The sequence below is a fragment of the Rothia endophytica genome, from assembly GCF_039543885.1.
Taxonomy (GTDB): Bacteria; Actinomycetota; Actinomycetes; order Actinomycetales; family Micrococcaceae; genus Rothia; species Rothia endophytica.
In genome coordinates this window covers 1,311,136-1,328,354 of sequence record NZ_BAABKP010000001.1, presented here as the reverse complement: position 1 = coordinate 1,328,354, position 17,219 = coordinate 1,311,136, and the positions used below count along the sequence as shown (strand labels likewise).

Sequence of the window (17,219 nt, the reverse complement as noted above, 5' to 3'; positions counted from 1 at the left end):
CAGAGGTGGGCGGTGTCTGATATCTTCACCATATCACATGAAATGTTCCATTGTCTCTCAAGAGTAACTTACAGATTTAGTGGCTCATCTCCTCCACCTTCTCGCCCCGCAGCAGCTCGTACAGGCCCATGTCGAGCATGAACTCCACGAACTGCTCCGCGGGCATCTTGCGCACGTGGTCAATCAGGTCAGCCGTGTCTGAGCTGTAGTCCCAGAGCTTATTCGCCAGGCCAACGCGCACATTCTTCGAGTGGTAGAAGTCCACCTTGGTGTTGGCCATGGCGCTTTGCTTGAGCCCGGCGTCCTTGGCCGCCTCAGCCACAAAGGTGGTAGCAAAGCCCACCTGGTGCTCGTCACTCAAATCAAGGCCGTGGAAGTACTTATTAATCTTCTCAATCAGCTCAGAGCGGGCTTTGCGCTCGCGCTCCTGAATGCTGGCGAGGCCGGCCTCCGTCATGCCCTGCAACCCAGCCGCCTGGGAGGACGAGAGTTTCAAGTCTTCCTCTTCACGTAGCTTTTCGAGGCGGTAGTGGGTGAGCACGATGTCGTCCACGTTCACTACCTCGGGTGACACCTCATCGAGGGTGAAGCGGCGCAGCTTGCGCGCGAGCAGGTCAGCGAAGGCAGAGAGTTTCTCGTAGTAGGGGTCGCCGAAGTTGAAAATTTGCGAGAAGAAGGCGTAGGACTTCACGTACTGGGCGAGGGTTGAGCGGAACTCCAGCAGTACCTCAAGGGCGGCTCGGTCAGCAGAACCATCAACCCCTTCCTGCGCTGCCCGCCAGCGCGTCACAAACCGCTGCACGGGTATGGAGATGAGGGAGTCAAAGGACGCCTGCCGGGCACCGGGGGCAACCCACTTTTCCCAGAACTGTTCCACATCTGCCCGGTTGTAGATACCGGCCGCGTCGAGCTTGTCGACCTGTTTGGCAACCAGGTCGAGGTCTGATTCGGTCTCGATGCGGGCGTCCTCGTAGTACTCGACGAAGGCGGCGCGTATCTGTTCGGGGTCGTTGACGAAGTCCAGAATGAAGGTGTTCTCTTTACCGTCAGCGCGGCGGTTGAGGCGGGAGAGGGTCTGCACTGCGGTGATACCAGATAGTTTCTTATCAACGTACATGGCAACCAAGAGGGGCTGGTCAAAGCCCGTCTGGTACTTGTTGGCCACGATCAGGATATGCTGGCCGTCCTGGTTGAAGACCTCAGCCAGGTTCCTGCCTTTGAGGTCAGGGTTCATGGACGCTTCCGTCACGGTGGGTGTATCCACCCCGGGCACTACCTCAACGTCGGGGTCGGGCAGTTCACCGGAGAAAGCAACCAGGGTCTTGAGCGGCAGGGCTTTCTCGGCGATAGCTTTTTCAAAAGCCCGCTGGTAGCGTACGGCAGCAGCGCGCGAGGACGTCACCACCATGGCTTTGGCTTTACCGCCGAGTTCCTGCTTGACTCGGCCCTCAAAGTGCTCAAGAATCACCGCTACCTTGGAGGCAACATTGGTGGGGTGCAGCTCCACAAAGTTGATGAGACTCTTAGTGCCCTTGCGGATGTCGATTTCTTCGTCTGCCCCGCTGTCCTCGTTCTTCTGGGCGATTTTGGCTGCCATCTGGTAGGTGGTGTAGTTCTTGAGCACGTCAAGAATGAAGCCCTCTTCAATGGCCTGCTTCATGGGGTAGAGGTCGAAGGGCTGGTGAGGGCCGGTGCCGTCGGCCCGTCGCCCAAAGACCTCAAGGGTTTTAGCCTTGGGTGTTGCGGTGAAGGCAAAGAAGGACACCTGGTGGCCCTCACCCACCACACGCTGGGCCATCTTGGTCAGAGCCACCTGGTCAGCTTCGGGGTCTGACTCTTCGATACCGGCGTCAATCTCGGTGTTTAGCATTTCCTTGATAGAGTCAGTGGCCTTACCCGACTGAGAAGAGTGGGCTTCGTCAGCAATAATGGCAAAGTGCTTACCGGCGAGCTGACCGCCCTCCTTCGTCATTTCTGCCAGGGCGAAGGGGAAGGTTTGCAGAGTGACGCCGATGATGGGCACGCCGGTGGTTAGCGCTTCGACGAGCTGTTTAGATTTTGAGTCGCCGCTGCCGCGCGTAATGGGCTGGAAGGTGCCGGCGGTGGTGACGAGCTGGTCGATGGCGTCCTGGAGCTGCTGGTCGAGTACCTGCCGGTCGGCGATGACGATGACGGAGTCGAAGACACGCTCGCCGTCTGGGGTGTGCAGGTTGGAGAGCCGGTGGGCCGTCCAGGCGATGGAGTCGGTTTTACCGGAGCCTGCTGAGTGTTGCACCAGGTATTTGTGCCCTGCGCCTTCGGTGCGGGCTGCTTGGACGAGTTTGGTGACGGCTCGCCACTGGTGGTAGCGGGGAAATCTGATGTGGCTGAGTGAGGTGGTTTTGCCTGTGAGGGGGTCGGTAATTTTTTGGTGGTTGGTGTAGATGAATTTGGTAAGGATGGTGATCCAGGTGTTGGGCTCGAGGATTTCTTCCCAGAAGTAGCTGGTGGCGAGTTTGCCGTCGATGATGGGGTTGCCTGCGCCGCCGTTGGCTCCGCGGTTGAAGGGGAGGAAGTTGGTTGCTTTTCCTGCCAGTTTGGTGGTCATGGCGATTTCGTCTTGGGAGAGGGCGAAGTGGACGAGGGCGCCGCGGTGTTCTTGGAGCAGGGGCGAGGTAGTGGGGGTGCGGTCGGTGCGGTATTGGTTGATGGCGTCTTGGAGGGTTTGGGTGTATTCGCTTTTGATTTCGATGGTGGCTACGGGTAAGCCGTTGATGAAGAGGACGAGGTCGATGCGGGCGGTTTCGTCTGTTGGGTTGTAGCGGACTTCTTCGACGACGCGCAGGATGTTCTTGTGGTAGAGGGCGGTGAGTTCGGGGTTGCGGCTGTCTTGGGGCGGGTAGGCGAGCAGGTGGAAGGGGCGGCGTGCGCCGGGTACGCTGAAGCCTTTGCGTAGGACGTTGAGGGTTCCGCCGCCTTGTTCTTCTGGGGCTGCGAGTTTGGTGACGAGCCGGTCGAGCAGGCGGTTTTCTTGGGCTTGCCGGATAGTGGGGTCTGTGCCGGGTTTCATGAGGGTGGCGTAGTTTTTGGGGTCGCTGGTTTGTAGCCAGGTGAGGACGTCGGCGGGGTAGAGGGCGCGCCTAGCGTCGTAGCCTGCGGAGTTGGGGGAGTGCACCCACCCGTGAGCGGCCAGGTAGGCGCAGATGTCTTGCTGGAGAGGACGTTCGAGATACTGATAATACATTTTAAAAATCAATAAATTCTCTCAATGAAGGGTCAACATCATTTATGATACTTTTAATTTTGATAATTTCGAGGTCCGCATTACTGGTAGCTACATCGATTTCTGTCATAAAATTAACTCCGGTTATCATGCCGAAGAAATGTTTAATATGCTCGTCAATGCTTGAAAAAAGTAATTTTTCAACAATCTTCCGCGAAGATTTTTGATGATCAATGTAGTTCATAATTTGTTTATATGCAATACTAGATTTATCTACTGAAATAAAACTTTGGTAAATTTCTCTAAGCTCTGATATTTCAGAAAGGGCTAGGTTATTCCATTTTTCTTGCAGGCCACAGGTTGATATATGATTTTTTAAGTAGTTGTTCGAGGTATAACCTGTTAGCTCAAAGAAATGCTCTGACGGGGTAAAACTTAGGCAGTCTGACCAATCAGTATCAATAAAAAACGGGTGAATAAGCATCAAATTGGATAAATTATTATTCCTACTCAATATTTTTGAATTACATTCAGAACAAGCAGGAATTAGATTCCAAGGAGAGACAGAGAGTAACGGAAAGTCATTTTTTGGTAAAAAATGATCTAGCGTGTTTGCTCGGGAAATCTGACAGTAGCTGCATTTTCCATTTCGAGTGTATTGGTGAAGCTTTCTTAAATAATCACCTTTAAATCTATTGTATAGATACTCCATAAAATCCGAGAAATCGTTTTCATCAGACGAAGTATTGCATTTAACTAATTTTCCTGTTTTCACTCCGTGTTTCTTCACCATCTCTGTATACTCAATATCAATGCCACAGGATTTCATCGGAGTCGAAATATTGCTGGGAAAATCTTTAAAAAATTGAAGGTACCACTTTTCCTGGAACTTAATTAATGTATATAGTGACTTGAGATATGCTGGTTCTATATAATACTTTCTATTTGACCTGGTTTTTTTCAAGTCGGAGACATTGAAATTATATGTAAAATTATCGATAGAGTAACCATTTAAACTAATGAAGTATTTCAAGTCCCAATCTGGGATTAACTTATTTATCTTTATCAAAAAATACTTCCCTCTCAGATATCAATGCCTTCCCTTCAATTCCTGAATTCTCAAGGAGCACATTAATTATTTCTTGGTTCCTATCTAGCTGTGTATAATATTCTTTAATCCTGCCATAGTATCCAGATTTATCAATTTCATATGCAAAAATAATTCTATTTAATTTTCCTATATTTTCACCAAATGTATTGATTGTTGGATTAGTGTGGGATATTTTGAATTCGTTGTCTGAGTTGTTTTCTAGGATAAAAACATTTTGTCTTGTTAGTTGCTGAACAACAACAGGCGAATGAGTTGCTATGAGCGCAACGGAATTAGTATCATTACAGACCCAAGAAACAGCATCAATTAAACTAGATAGCATAGGTGGGTGAAGATGATTTTCGGGCTCATCGAATAGGATGATTGAGTTTTCAGAAATAGTTGAGAATATAAATGTTAGTACCAAAATTATGAAGGATATTCCGCTACTCTGGCTATACATCAAGGAATAAAGGTTATCGTAAAAATCTTTAATCGCCTTTTTATCATTTTCCAAATTTATTCCGGCAGGCTGCCTACTAAAATATTCACCAATACTATTATATTCATTTTCCTTAGCCTTTAAAAATACACGTTGAGACTTGTCAAAAACATCTTCATACCTAGCCCAAGATGGAACAATTTTATTCAGTAAAATTATCCATCTGTCAGAGTTGTTTTTGAAGCAAATATCAGTAATAGACGTTATGAATCGGTTGAAAAAAATATCCTTTGAGACATAAGAAGAATCTTCAGATATTTGAAAATCTGGGCCAAATTTTTTCTTCAAGTTATCTGATAGTAAATTATAGATATCTTGGCTAAGAGCTTCTTGCTGCATCTGGAGGCCAAAGTATTTTTTATTTTCCGATTCAGCGAGTGCAGCTTCAAAAGGAGACAATGATACAAAATAAATTTTGCTTTGTTGTATTACCCCATCCTGGTTTGAAAATATAATATTCGATTTATTGAAATCGTTATAAATTTTCTTTAGAAGTGTAGATTTCCCTACACCATTTTTTCCTATAATGCAGTAGACACTTTTGTTTAGAACTTCATCGGCAAGAGACTTTCTAGGGCGAAGTTCAATGTCATCCTCAACTAAGTCATTATTAATCTTGATAATGTAGTCGGGAAAATATGATTTACGGTTTGCAATTTTGCTATTTCTTATATATTCATCGGCGGCACTTTCATCGCGTAACAGTGAATTATTAAGTGGGTTTTCGAATGGTTGATTTGTTCTGCCATAAGGACGTGACCAGTACATGTCTTCGGGGGAATTGTACTCTGGAAAACTTTCTGTGGCAAAATTAATATTATAGGCGATATCATGCATAAAATCAAAAAAATCATTTGAATTTATTAGCCCCATATTTTCTAGCTTGATAATGTTTTCATAGTAGGTTTTAGAACCGTATGATAACAAGCCTTCTTTTTCGCCGTTTATCATTTCTCTAATCAAATCATTTTTTTTATGTTTCAACTGGTCTTTAAATGCTATTCTTACCACTCCAATGTTAAAAATCTTATCGTACCCAACGTGCTTATAATTGTCAGGAAAGCAGTAAGCTATTCTATATAAGCAATGATATCCAAAATCATTCCAGTTATCATATTCGTAATAGAATGTATTTCCTATAAGTTCTCCCTCATGTTTCGTAGTTAAATCGCGAATGTCAAAAACATTTTCAAAATTTATATTTGTCACTGCTCTATTTTCCTAGTGTTTGGGAATAGATTTTATTTAAAATCGATTTTCTTTTTTCGAAAATAACTTTATATATTTTTTTGAATGAAGGTGTATTATTTGAATGGTGGTTATTAGATATTGGAATTATTAAATCATTAATATCCATGAGGCTTAATTGCATTTTTGTTCCACCGTAAGATTTTTGAGCGATTTGATTTTTTATCTTACTGCTCAAAATTGCTTCAGCAATCTGATGTGGGTCGTACTTTTCAGCATCAATGCGAACCAAAGCAAGATGTTGGCTAACGTAGCCACCTGCGATACGTTCATCTACAACTGTCACCGACCCTAAATCGGCTGTGATGGAAATTATGATATCTCCAACCTGAAGTTGGGACCGCTTTCCCTCATTATTAGGTAGTCTGGCCGTATCTACATACAACAAATTCGATAAATCAGGTTCAACGGAATCACGCCGCAAATTAGTTATCCGCATGAATGGGCTACCTACGCTGCCAACGTAATCACCCCAACCACGAGACCCACTTGTAATGAACTGAGCTATGTATCTCAATGGAACTGAAGTTTCAGACTGTTCAAAAGCCCAATCTCGCTCAGCAACAATACGTTCCTGCTCTAGACTTTCAAGTCGCTGTACATCAGCGATTAAATTATCAATCTCTGCCAGCTCACGGTCAAGCTCATCTGCGATACGTTTTTGCTCCTCAAAACTCCGCAGAGGGATAGGAACTCTTTCCAATTTTTCAGCAGTCAGGTGACTAATCGTTGCTTGATTCGTAATGGATTCAAAATATCCTGATTGCTCTAAGACCATTAAAGCGTAGTTTATATACCTACCGTCGTTCCCGGGTAACGGCCGTACTCGATTTACTGAATTTTGGAAATGGATGCCAGGTAAATCTTCCTTGATGTAGGCGCTTCTGCCTATAGATCCGCCCTCAACTACGACGACATCATTTTTACGAAGGTCAAGATGAGATTGCTCTTTTGAGGAAAAGGGCATCTCTTGAAGAGCGTCCAAGTTTAGACCAGAAGTCGTAATTGAAGAGGCCTTCAAATATGGTTTCATTTCTTGACCAACCTGGATGCTTTCAGCAGGCTGCAGCATTTTTCCAAGTGTTACTTTTGCTAGGTATTTGAGTTGAGCGGTCTTTGCTGCCATTAACCAAGCACCTCTTCCAGCCTCTTCTTGATTCGGCCCAGCACCTCGTTGAGGCCGCGGTCAATCTCTTCCAGGGAGCGCGGTGGTACGTACTCGTAGAAGTGGCGGGTAAAAGGAATCTCCGCGCCCTCCTTAGTCTTAGACTCATCAATCCAGGCATCCGGCACAAAAGGCTTGACTTCGCGCTCCAGGTACTCGTGAATATCCTCGTCCCAGGGCACATTCTCAGTATCACGCAGGGTAGAATCAGCCACCGGCTTCTTAGCCTTCATCACTACCTCAGCGGATTCATCGCGTTCAGCCAACTCATCCACCAACTTAGTCAAAGCCGCAGGTTTCACCAGGGCGCCGGCGTCCGCAAACACCTGCAAGAGCTCAGCCTTCACTCTGGCCACATCAGCACCAACGGCACCCGCTGTGCTCTCAACTAAAGAAGCAAGAGAAATCCGCACAGCGGCGTCTTCACCCTCAGCCAGCTTGAGCTTGCCAAACTCCTTAGAAGCCAACAAACGCTCCACCCGCTCAGCAGTAAAACCCCAATTCAACCGCAAAGGGCGCTCCACCGTAATCGTGCGGTACATAAACTCCTCACGATCAAAAACCTTAGAACGCTTATCATCCGCAGCATCAAAAGCAGCATAGAGGCGGGTAATCTCAGCAATCTGCTCCTCACTCAACCGCTTACGCTTAGACCCCACCGACTTACGCATTTTCTCAAACGTATTCGTCGCGTCAATCAGCTGAACCTTACCCTTACGCTCAGCCTTCTTCTGCTTATTCAGCACCCAAATATAGGTAGAAATACCGGTGTTATAGAACATGTCTGTAGGCAGGCCAATAATCGCCTCAAGGTAATCCTGGTCCAAAACCCACTTACGGATATTCGACTCACCAGACCCAGCACCACCCGTAAACAGGGGAGAACCATTCAAAACAATGGCACCACGGCCACCCACCTGGGCAACACCATTACTAGCCACCGTCGGCTCATTGAGCTTAGAAATCAGATGCTGCAAGAAAAGGAGCGACCCGTCAGACACACGGGGCAGGCCAGCACCAAAACGACCCGCAAAACCCTGGTTCTTATGCTCAGCCTCAACCACAGCCTTAGCACCCTTCCAATCCACGCCAAAGGGCGGGTTGCTCAGCCCATAGTGGAAGGTACGGTTCTCAAAAGCCGGATCAGTGAGCGTGTTGCCGAGAGCGATGTTATCGACGTCCTGGCCCTTAACCACCATGTCCGCCTTACAAATCGCATAGGACTCGGGGTTGAGCTCCTGGCCCAGCAGGCTCACATCGGCTGTGGGGTTGAGCTGGTGAATCTTATCGTCAGCCACCGACAGCATACCGCCGGTGCCAGCGGTGGGATCATAGACCGACCGGGCAATATAATCAGTGCGCAAATCTTCATCATCAGCCAGCAACAGGTTAACCATCAGCTCAATGACCTCGCGCGGGGTGAAGTGCTCACCGGCAGTCTCATTCGAAGCCTCAGCGAACTTGCGAATGAGTTCTTCGAAGATGTTGCCCATCTGCTCATTGCTCACATTCTCTGGGTGCAGGTTCACCCGCGAGAAATGCTGAATCACCTGATAGAGCAGGTTCTGGGCGGCCAGATCTGCGATAGTGTCTTCGAACTTATACTTCTCAAAAATATCGCGCACGTTCTCACTGAACTGATTGATGTAAGAACGCAGGTTCTGCTCAAGGGTATCGGGGTCATTAGCCACGGTCTTGAGGTTGTGCTGGGAGAGGTTATAGAAACTGTAATCGTGCCCCGCGCGGGCAGACAGCATAGCCGGAGGAATCATATCGAGCACATAGCCCTCTGTTGCCTCAAGAACAGCCTGCTTAGTCGGCTCAAGCACCGCATCAAGACGCGCCAACACCGTGAAAGGCAAAATAATCTGACCGTACTGATGCTGCTTATAGGTACCGCGCAACACATCAGCCACATTCCAAATGAACTGAGAATAGTTCAAAGAAGACACACAAGCCCCTCAACATTGGCAAACTAATGGATCCGAATAAAAGCCCTAGCCACTAGACAGAGCTTTTACCCCGATGAAAACTAATCATACTCAAGGGGCAGGCTGGGAAGTTGAAGTGCAGTTCTTGTGTCTTGCCTACTGAACGGCAGAAGGTTCAAGAGCTCCTGCCAGACAAGGGGAGGAGCCCCGCCAAGCCGGGGCGGGCGTCCGTCCGCTCATTGAATGTAATCGAAAATGCCATCTGCGCGAGCAAAGAACGTACAGATGGCATTTTCGATTACATTCGGGAGTGACTGTGATATAAAGGTGTGTGGCGTCACCCACCGCCCAGCGCTTTGCCCCTGTGACTCTAGCAAGCAGGCCCCCAGCGCGAAGGGAAGAAAATTCTCGGGTTGCACCGGCTCACCCAAAGCCGGGGCAGGCACCACCGAACCGTCGATTGATGCCGCAGCTAGAGTGCGAAGAAAGTCGATACCCGCGACTGCCCACTCAAACTTCAAAAAGCTCGTGCGCGCCCGCATGGAAGAAACCGGTGAGAACTACACCACCGCCCGAGCAGCCCTGCTCAAGACCAGGCCGACGACCGACGTCCTGGCCGATCCCCGCGAACAAGCCTACGCAGAGCACCGCACAGTCGTTGACCGTTTTCTGCAGGGCGGACACCTGACCTCCTGGCCCTCCAAACGCCGCACCCGCGCCCACCTGCTGCTGCACCTAGTGACCTATTTTGAGCCTGGTCGCACCTATACCGAGAAGCAGGTCAATGAGATTCTGGCCGCTCTCTGGCAGGATTATGCCTTTATGCGCCGGGAAATGGTCGAGTACGGTTACCTGGTGCGAACCGCTGACGCCTCCGCGTATTGCCTGGCAACCCGGGCTCCCGACCGGGAAGGTACCGTGCTGGCTGCCGAGGCCCCGGCCTGGGAAGCGATGTGGCTGCCGGGTTACCTGGCCGCAGAGACTATGTAGCAACTAGGGGCCAGATTCCTCCCGAAATGCTTGTGGTGCACACATACTATTGGGAGTTTTCTGGTCCCTACTTGGGGCGTAGCGGAGCTGACGTGCGCCACAACCGGCCCTTAACTCACCTCAATCCGGGCCGCGGACTCGCGCCCGAAGAGGTAGAGCACTAGCTCGGCTGGCTGACCGCTGAGCACTGTTGCTACCTTTCCTGGTTTAGGCCCCTGAATAGTCGCAGTAGAGGGGGAGTAACCCGGTGCTTCAAGAACCAGCCCTTCAGGGTAACTCTTGCCGGCCAAAAGACGCCCGCGGCTGCGTACATCATCCCAAATTTTTTGCTGGGTTTCAGCAGGCACCTCTCGAGGGCTCAGATCACCGGTTGCACGGCGTACATCTTCGGTATGGACCAGATATTCGAGGGTATTCATAGCGGCATCGGCTACAGGCCAGCGCTTGCGCATGCCACCATAGCCGGGTAGGTCAGCGAACTTCTGCACTGCCAACCGGTAGGACGCGGGGTCAGCCAACTGCTGAGCGTACTCATTGGTCAGCCGCTCTGTCCTCTTGCCCAAGGGGCCCCCCATCACACCGGCAGCAACCAGCGGCTGGGTTTCTCGCAGAATCAAGTGAGCTAGCAGGTGCCGGGTTTGCCATCCCTCACACAGGGTGGGTGCAGCAGGCCCCGCTTCATTGAGGGTCCCTACGAGGGCGGTACGTTCAGCGGCAATTACATCGGCGGCAGAATAAGTAGTCATAGCCCCATCCTAACCCTCGCACGTCTGCCTGGTGCATGATTAACCTGCGGAGCACCCACCCAAAACATAGGGTAAAAACTCAGCTAGCGTTCACTATGGTGTGAGATGCAGCCGGTAGCGTGAAAGGCAAGACCCCAGAAAGAGATGGTCATGACCCCAGATAGAGATGATGAAGCGAACAATTCTCGAACGCCTAACCCTAGGTGCCTTTGCCCTCATGGTCTTATCAGCCTGCGCCAACGATCAGCAAAGCTCCAAGGGGGCTGATGCTCTACCCAGTCATTTGCCGTCGGCCCCCCTTCAGGTTTTACCTCCTAGCACTGGCTCAGCAGACCAAGCGGAGGCAGAAGTCAGAGGTCAGTCTGACCAACTCTCAGCTACTGAGCTGGCCGAACGGCCCACCACCGATGCGGTTGATAATAGCTGGTTAGATTCCACGGCTATAGCAACTGATATTCCTCGCAGGGTTCTGGCAGCCTATGCGGGGGCGTCCTTGCGGGTCACCCAAACCTACCCCCAGTGCCAACTGGGCTGGAACACCATCGCGGGTCTTGGCGCTGTTGAAACCCTTCATGGCACCTACCAGGGGGCTAACACCGATGAATCAGGGCTTGTACGCCCCAAGATTTACGGCCCAGCGCTAGATGGCAGCCCCGGTTTCATGGCAATTGAAGATACCGATGACGGAGCACTGGATGGCGATAAAGAATGGGACAGGGCAGTGGGGCCTCTGCAGTTCATCCCCTCAACATGGGATTACATCGGCCAAGACGGCAACGGGGACGGAGTCAAAGACCCCCACCACATCGATGATGCAGCGCTGGCTGCCGCAGTCTATCTATGCCAGGGGCAACGCGATGTAACTACCGATGAAGGGTGGCAGCGCGGAATACTCTCCTATAACCGCTCCATTGCCTATACCCACCACGTCGCTACCTACACAGAAGAGTATCGACAGGCAACCTTGTCTGGGCCCGAAGCCGCAGAGTAGAGGCAAGCCCAGATGCTGAGAAGCCCTATCACCACCAGCAGGCGCCCCGACGTATCAGTTAGGATAGATGGGGTGAACACAGCACAGCAGAGCACCCCCGCAGATTCCCCGCTTGACCCGGCCCTTGCCGCCCAACTCAAGCGAGATGGTAACGGGCTTTTCGCAGCAATCATTCAGCAGTATGACACCAAAGATGTGCTCATGCTGGGCTGGATGAACGACGAGGCCCTGCGCAGAACCCTCACCGAAGGACGGGTCACTTTCTGGTCCCGATCCCGCCAGGAATACTGGCGCAAGGGGGACACCAGCGGGCATAGCCAGTACGTCAAAGACGTTAGCATCGATTGCGACGGTGATGCCCTGCTCATCCTGGTCGATCAGGTAGGTGCAGCCTGCCATACCGGTACAACCACCTGTTTTGAAGCCGGCGGCCACCTAGAAGCACAGGTAGGGGCACGCCCTTAGACCGGTATTTTAGCAGCCCAAAAAATTTCACATTACGGTGCGCGTTCACCGCGTGCACGCGGCATCCACACACCGCCTAGCCCAGCAATTTTGTCAGAGGTAGAGACCATGCAGGATCTTGGAATCATTGAACCAACTCTAGAAGAGTTCCGCGCGCTTGCCGCCATCCGTCGCGTTATACCGGTGCGGGTTAAAGTGCTAGCTGATGCAATAACTCCTATCGGGCTTTACCGTTCGCTGGTGTGCGCTGAGGGTGAACCGGCCCCGGGCACCTTCCTGCTGGAATCAGCTAATGAGCAGAAGCAGTGGTCCCGCTATTCCTTTGTGGGGGTGGCTAGCCGATCTACGCTAAGCACAAAGGCAGGGGAGATTGTCTGGCAGGGGCTGACTCCTCAGGGAGCCCCCACCCAGGGTGACCCGGTTGATGCCGTACGCCAAACCCTTGAGATGCTCCACACCGAGCCGTTCGACGGGCTTCCCCCGCTTACCAGCGGCATGGTGGGGTTTATGGGGTGGGACGTGGTTCGTCACTGGGAAAAACTGCCCGGCGGGCCCGCCAGCGACATCAACCTGCCCGAGTTCGCCCTGAATATTGTCTCGGACATGGCGGTGCACGATAACTCGGACGGCACCGTCACTCTCATCGCCAACGCTATTAACTTCAACGGCACCGACGACAACGTGGATGCCGCCTACGCCGATGCCACCTCCCGCGTGCTAGATATGCTCGATAAGGTGGCCCAGCCCGCTGGTGGCGCTGTTTCAACCTTGGTGGGCACCGCCACTGTAGAAGAAAAAGTAGTGGACGTTAAGCACACCTGGGATGAGCAGGGTTTCTTGGACGCCATTGATAAGTCCAAGAAAAACATTCTTGATGGCGATGTCTTTCAGATCGTGGTCTCCCGCCGTTTTGAAACAGAGAACTCTGCCAGCGCCCTCGACGTTTACCGTGTGCTGCGCCAGAGCAACCCTTCACCCTACATGTACCTCTTTAACTTTGAATCTACAGAGGACGGCCAGCCCTTTCAGATTGTTGGTTCATCACCTGAGGCTCTGGTGACTCTCAAGGACGGCACAGCTACCACCCACCCCATCGCTGGGTCCCGCCCCCGCGGGGCTACTCGTGAGGCTGATATCGCTTTAGCTGAAGAGCTATTGGCCGATGAAAAGGAACGCTCCGAGCACCTCATGCTGATCGACCTGGCGCGCAATGACCTCTCCCGCATCGCGGTTCCGGGCAGTGTAGAGGTTACTCAATTTATGGAAATTGAGCGCTTTAGCCACATCATGCACATCTCCTCGGAGGTCAAGGCGCAGCTTGCTGAGGGAAGGAGCGCCTATGACGTTCTGCGCGTTGCCTTCCCTGCAGGTACTCTCTCTGGTGCACCAAAGCCCCGCGCTATGCAACTGTTAGACGAATATGAAGTCAGTGCCCGCGGGATTTACGGCGGTGTTTGCGGCTACTTCGACTTCGCCGGAAACATGGATATGGCGATCGCTATCCGAACCGCCGTTCTTAAAGGAGGCAAGGGATATGTCCAGGCGGGGGCAGGTATCGTCATGGATTCAGTCCCTGCAAGCGAGGCCCAAGAAACTGTGGACAAGGCTGCAGCGCCTCTGCGCGCTGTTATCACGGCATCCGGACTGGCACCCTTGCCAGCTGGGGAAGGTCAATAAATGAGCACCGCACCAGATTCTTCACAGAAGGTTACTGCCAGCGTCCGCAGTGATGTTGATAAGAAGCCTAATTTCTCTACCCCTGGGCGCGTCATGGGGGCCTCTTTGCTGGCCGCAGGTCTAGCTTTTGCCTCGACCCTGCCCATCTGGATTCGGGCTGAGGTGACCACCGTACTTGAAACTACCACCCTTGAAATTTCTGGTGCGGACGCCGCCAGCGCGGTGAGTGCCCTGGCACTCGTAGCCCTCGCAGCGGCAATCGCTGTGCGCTTTACTGGGCCTAAACTCAAGAAAATCGTGAGTGCTCTTATGGTGCTGGTGGGTCTAGGCATAGCTGTCTCAGCTGTGGGCGTCTACCGCAACCCTCAAGCGGCAGCTGCCACCGATGTAAGCGCTGCAACGGGGACCACCGCTGCCGCTAATTCTTATCTTGTGACCATCATGCCCTGGCTAGCTGTAGTCGGCGGTTTGCTGGTGATTGCCTGCGGCGTATGGACGTTTTTTGCCTCGTCGCACTGGGTTGTTGGCCGTAAGTATGACCGTGCATCTGCACGCGCCCAGCGGATTAGCACAGTGGATGAAGTAGACGATATCGACGCCTGGGATTCCCTGAGCGAGGGGCAAGACCCTACCGACCGCTAGACCTTAACGCAGCGCTAGATACCGAAGCTGCCTTCAAGTCGGCCACGACTACCCGGGTATAAGAGGGCCACCTGACTAATGACGGTGTCACCTGACCAGGTGGTACGCAGGAGCTTAAGGCAGGGCTCAGCGGAATCAATCTCTAATTCTTGAGCCTGCTGGGCGCTGGGCAGGACTGCCTCAACACTGTGGGTTCCGCGGGTTATCGGATGGCAGTTACCTAGATAAACATTCGGGGTGGTGCTGGAGAAATCCTGGTCAAGGTAGTGGGGGGTTACCTCTGCGTTGACCAAGCGCTCTTCTCGTTGCAAGGGGACTCCGTTATCGCAGTGAATCAAGACGCTGTGGAATACTCGACTACCCAGGGCTTCGTCAATAGGCCAGGGAGCTTGCACCGCTCTTATTTCTTCGAGAAGAATCACGCGGCTCTGGTGAAGGTGGCCTCTTTCAGTGATTTCATCGGCGATATTTTTAACCTCAAAGAGCGCAGAAGCGCTCTTTTGTGGCGCCACGAAGGTGCCGACTCCCTGGGTCCGATAGAGCAGCCCCTCAGCGGTGAGTTCCCGAATAGCGCGGTTAATGGTCATCCGCGAGAGGCCCAGAGCGTGCGTCATTTCGTTTTCTGACGGGATGGGCTCGCCACTAGACCAAGAACCACTGGAGATACGGTGCGTCAGGAGTTTTTTAAGGAGTTTGTAGGCGGGCAACGCTTCACCGCGGTAGTCGGTGAATTCTCGGCTCAAGTCGGTTATTTTTTCCATCCCCACCCCATTGACAAAGTAGTTGTATATACAACATGATGGGTGTGACACCCCTCATGTTTCAACTGTATATCCCGGTTCAGACCGGTCAAAATCAGACCCAGACATGGTGAGGGCAGGTATATCGTGCACAAAGGAGTAGCCATGACCACCACCGGGCCCCGCCCCATTCACGCGCCCACCGGCAATGAACTCAACACCCTAGGATGGCAGCAAGAAGGCGCCCTGCGCATGCTGATGAACAACCTTGACCCCGCTAACGCCGAGCACCCCGATGAGCTGGTGGTCTACGGTGGAACAGGCAAGGCCGCCCGTAACTGGGAGTCCTTTGACGCCATTGTAGGCACCCTCAAAACACTGAAAAACGATGAAACCCTGCTGGTCCAGTCAGGTAAGCCTGTGGGTGTTTTCCGTACCCACGAATGGTCGCCCCGCGTCCTCTTAGCCAACTCAAACCTGGTAGGAGACTGGGCTAACTGGGAGCACTTCCGTGCACTAGAAGCTGAAGGGCTGATGATGTACGGGCAGATGACGGCGGGCTCCTGGATCTACATTGGAACCCAGGGCATTTTGCAGGGCACCTACGAAACCTTTGGCGCCGTTGCCCGCAAGCGTTTTGGCGGTAGCCTGGCTGGCACCATCACCCTCACCGCTGGCCTAGGTGGCATGGGCGGTGCCCAACCCCTAGCAGTCACCATGAACGAGGGCGTCGTCATCGCCGTCGATGTTGATGAATCTCGCGTTGATCGCCGTATCGAGCACCGTTACTTGGACGTCAAAGCTGACAACCTCGACCATGCTCTAGAACTAGCTATCGATGCCCGCGACGCTAAGAAGCCACTCTCCATCGGCGTTGTGGGCAATGCGGCTGAAATCTTCCCTGAGCTTCTGCGTCGTAAAGCACCCATCGATATCGTCACCGACCAGACCAGTGCCCATGACCCTCTGGCTTACCTGCCGGTAGAGGTCACTTTTGAGGATTGGAAGAATGAGGCGCAGCGCGACCCGGAGCTTTTCACCAAAGAGGCACGTGTCTCTATGGCAGCTCAGGTGGAGGCCATGGTGGGGTTCATGGACGCAGGTGCTGAGGTCTTTGACTACGGCAACTCCATCCGCGATGAAGCTCGTAAAGCAGGCTATCAACGTGCCTTCGACTTCCCTGGCTTTGTACCTGCCTACATCCGCCCAATGTTCGAAGAAGGCCTGGGGCCCTTCCGCTGGGCTGCCTTATCCGGTGACCCCCAAGACATCGAGGCAACCGACCGGGCAATTTTGGAGCTTTTCCCTGAGAATGAGCACCTGGCGCGCTGGATCACAATGGCTGGTGAGAAGGTTGAATTCCAGGGCCTGCCGGCGCGTATTTGCTGGCTGGGCTACGGCGAGCGCCACAAGGCTGGTCTGAAGTTCAATGAGATGGTGGCCAATGGTGAGCTGTCGGCTCCGATAGCCATTGGCCGTGATCATCTGGATTCCGGTTCGGTAGCTTCTCCCTACCGAGAGACTGAGGCCATGAAGGACGGATCTGATGCTGTGGCTGACTGGCCTCTTTTGAACGCGTTACTCAACACGGCCTCCGGTGCCTCTTGGGTATCCCTGCATCACGGTGGTGGTGTTGGCATGGGCCGCTCTATTCACGCCGGTCAGGTCTGTATCGCTGACGGTACAGAATTGGCTGCGCAGAAGCTAGAGAGGGTGCTTACGAATGACCCGGGTATGGGCGTCATCCGTCATGTGGACGCGGGTTACGAGCACGCATCTAATGTTGCGGCTGAGCGCGGGGTACGTATTCCCATGCAGGAGCAAGCGTAA

The 17,219-nt window shown here is 52.1% G+C and carries 13 protein-coding genes; 6 read left to right on the top strand and 7 right to left on the bottom strand.

Annotated elements, in window-relative coordinates:
* Positions 1-76 precede the first annotated feature (76 nt).
* From ABD982_RS05945 to ABD982_RS05925, 5 genes are all read right to left on the bottom strand, one after another.
* Positions 77-3,223, bottom strand: coding sequence for a type I restriction endonuclease subunit R (locus ABD982_RS05945; protein WP_345445549.1), 3,147 nt, complete (start codon positions 3,221-3,223; stop codon positions 77-79).
* Position 3,224: 1 nt separating this feature from the next.
* Positions 3,225-3,977, bottom strand: coding sequence for an HNH endonuclease (locus ABD982_RS05940; protein ID WP_345445547.1), 753 nt, complete (start codon positions 3,975-3,977; stop codon positions 3,225-3,227).
* Positions 3,978-4,254: 277 nt separating this feature from the next.
* Entirely contained in the window at positions 4,255-6,003 is a 1,749-nt protein-coding gene (locus tag ABD982_RS05935) for an AAA family ATPase (protein WP_345445545.1), read from the bottom strand.
* Between the two features lie 4 nt (positions 6,004-6,007).
* On the bottom strand, positions 6,008-7,168 hold the full coding sequence (locus ABD982_RS05930; protein ID WP_345445543.1) for a restriction endonuclease subunit S: 1,161 nt from the start codon (positions 7,166-7,168) through the stop codon (positions 6,008-6,010).
* Positions 7,168-9,159 carry a type I restriction-modification system subunit M gene (locus tag ABD982_RS05925; protein WP_345445541.1) on the bottom strand — a complete coding sequence of 664 codons (1,992 nt, stop codon included), beginning with the start codon at positions 9,157-9,159 and terminating at the stop codon, positions 7,168-7,170. Before ABD982_RS05925 ends, ABD982_RS05930 begins: the two co-directional genes overlap by 1 nt.
* 507 nt (positions 9,160-9,666) lie before the next feature.
* Between ABD982_RS05925 and ABD982_RS05920 the strand changes: the two genes are divergently transcribed.
* Positions 9,667-10,128, top strand: coding sequence for a DUF2087 domain-containing protein (locus ABD982_RS05920; protein WP_345445539.1), 462 nt, complete (start codon positions 9,667-9,669; stop codon positions 10,126-10,128).
* A gap of 110 nt (positions 10,129-10,238) precedes the next feature.
* Here the strand turns inward: ABD982_RS05920 and ABD982_RS05915 are convergent, their stop codons facing one another.
* Complete coding sequence (locus tag ABD982_RS05915) at positions 10,239-10,874, bottom strand: TIGR03085 family metal-binding protein (protein WP_345445537.1); 636 nt, start codon at positions 10,872-10,874, stop codon at positions 10,239-10,241.
* A gap of 166 nt (positions 10,875-11,040) precedes the next feature.
* Here ABD982_RS05915 and ABD982_RS05910 point away from each other — a divergent pair, with 166 nt between their 5' ends.
* The 4 genes from ABD982_RS05910 (at position 11,041) to ABD982_RS05895 (ending at position 14,649) form a co-directional block, all read left to right on the top strand.
* Complete coding sequence (locus ABD982_RS05910; protein ID WP_345445535.1) at positions 11,041-11,865, top strand: lytic murein transglycosylase; 825 nt, start codon at positions 11,041-11,043, stop codon at positions 11,863-11,865.
* A 72-nt stretch (positions 11,866-11,937) separates the two neighbouring features.
* Complete coding sequence (gene hisI, locus ABD982_RS05905; RefSeq protein WP_345445533.1) at positions 11,938-12,330, top strand: phosphoribosyl-AMP cyclohydrolase; 393 nt, start codon at positions 11,938-11,940, stop codon at positions 12,328-12,330.
* Between the two features lie 108 nt (positions 12,331-12,438).
* Entirely contained in the window at positions 12,439-14,007 is a 1,569-nt protein-coding gene (locus tag ABD982_RS05900) for an anthranilate synthase component I (protein ID WP_345445531.1), read from the top strand.
* Positions 14,008-14,649, top strand: a complete 642-nt coding sequence (locus ABD982_RS05895; RefSeq protein WP_345445530.1) for a Trp biosynthesis-associated membrane protein — start codon at positions 14,008-14,010, stop codon at positions 14,647-14,649.
* Between the two features lie 14 nt (positions 14,650-14,663).
* Here ABD982_RS05895 and hutC read toward each other — a convergent pair whose 3' ends face one another.
* The gene (hutC, locus tag ABD982_RS05890; protein ID WP_345445528.1) at positions 14,664-15,410 is read right to left on the bottom strand and encodes a histidine utilization transcriptional repressor HutC; all 747 of its coding nucleotides are present in this window, start codon (positions 15,408-15,410) and stop codon (positions 14,664-14,666) included.
* 144 nt (positions 15,411-15,554) lie between these two features.
* On the opposite strand from hutC, the gene hutU reads away from it, so the two are divergent.
* The gene (gene hutU, locus ABD982_RS05885) at positions 15,555-17,219 is read left to right on the top strand and encodes a urocanate hydratase (RefSeq protein WP_345445526.1); all 1,665 of its coding nucleotides are present in this window, start codon (positions 15,555-15,557) and stop codon (positions 17,217-17,219) included.

Bases quoted from the DNA above. Each gene is read 5' to 3' on its own strand.
- ABD982_RS05945 (WP_345445549.1), bottom strand. From the start codon at position 3,223: ATGTATTATCAGTATCTCGAACGTCCTCTCCAGCAAGACATCTGCGCC.
- ABD982_RS05930 (WP_345445543.1), bottom strand. From the start codon at position 7,168: ATGGCAGCAAAGACCGCTCAACTCAAATACCTAGCAAAAGTAACACTT.
- ABD982_RS05915 (WP_345445537.1), bottom strand. From the start codon at position 10,874: ATGACTACTTATTCTGCCGCCGATGTAATTGCCGCTGAACGTACCGCC.
- ABD982_RS05910 (WP_345445535.1), top strand. From the start codon at position 11,041: ATGATGAAGCGAACAATTCTCGAACGCCTAACCCTAGGTGCCTTTGCC.
- ABD982_RS05900 (WP_345445531.1), top strand. From the start codon at position 12,439: ATGCAGGATCTTGGAATCATTGAACCAACTCTAGAAGAGTTCCGCGCG.
- ABD982_RS05895 (WP_345445530.1), top strand. From the start codon at position 14,008: ATGAGCACCGCACCAGATTCTTCACAGAAGGTTACTGCCAGCGTCCGC.
- hutC (WP_345445528.1), bottom strand. From the start codon at position 15,410: ATGGAAAAAATAACCGACTTGAGCCGAGAATTCACCGACTACCGCGGT.
- hutU (WP_345445526.1), top strand. From the start codon at position 15,555: ATGACCACCACCGGGCCCCGCCCCATTCACGCGCCCACCGGCAATGAA.